Below are 743 nucleotides of genomic sequence, written 5' to 3' on the forward strand. Positions count from 1 at the left end.
GGTAGCAGAATATCCCACCGGCTTGCGGATGGGTGACACCGCCGAACAAATGGCAAAAACCTACGGTATTACCCGCGAACAGCAAGATGCATTAGCGCACCGTTCGCATCAGCGAGCCGCTCAGGCGTGGTCGGAAGGTAAACTCAAAGAAGAAGTGATGACCGCCTTTATCCCCCCTTATAAACAACCGCTTGCCGAAGACAACAATATTCGCGGTAATTCCACGCTTGCCGATTACGCAAAGCTGCGTCCGGCGTTTGATCGCAAACACGGAACGGTAACGGCGGCAAACAGTACGCCGCTGACCGATGGTGCTGCGGCGGTGATCCTGATGACCGAATCGCGGGCGAAAGAACTAGGGTTGTTACCGCTGGGGTATCTGCGCAGTTATGCATTTACCGCGATAGATGTCTGGCAGGACATGTTGCTCGGTCCAGCCTGGTCAACGCCGCTGGCGCTGGAACGTGCCGGTTTAACGATGAGCGATCTGACATTGATTGATATGCATGAAGCATTTGCTGCCCAGACGCTGGCGAATATTCAGTTGCTGGGTAGTGAACGTTTTGCCCGCGATGTGCTGGGGCGTGCACATGCCACTGGTGAAGTGGACGACAGCAAATTTAACGTGCTTGGCGGTTCGATTGCTTACGGACATCCCTTCGCGGCTACTGGTGCGCGGATGATAACCCAGACATTGCATGAACTTCGCCGTCGCGGCGGGGGGGTTTGGTTTGGTGACGCCC

General features: G+C 55.6%; 1 pseudogene. It reads left to right on the forward strand.

What is annotated here, in order from left to right:
* Positions 1-743 (forward strand): annotated as a pseudogene (locus tag EQY_RS0123845) (acetyl-CoA C-acyltransferase); the annotation flags it as partial.

The sequence above is a fragment of the Escherichia sp. TW14182 genome (assembly GCF_000208525.1).
Classification (GTDB): domain Bacteria; phylum Pseudomonadota; class Gammaproteobacteria; order Enterobacterales; family Enterobacteriaceae; genus Escherichia; species Escherichia ruysiae.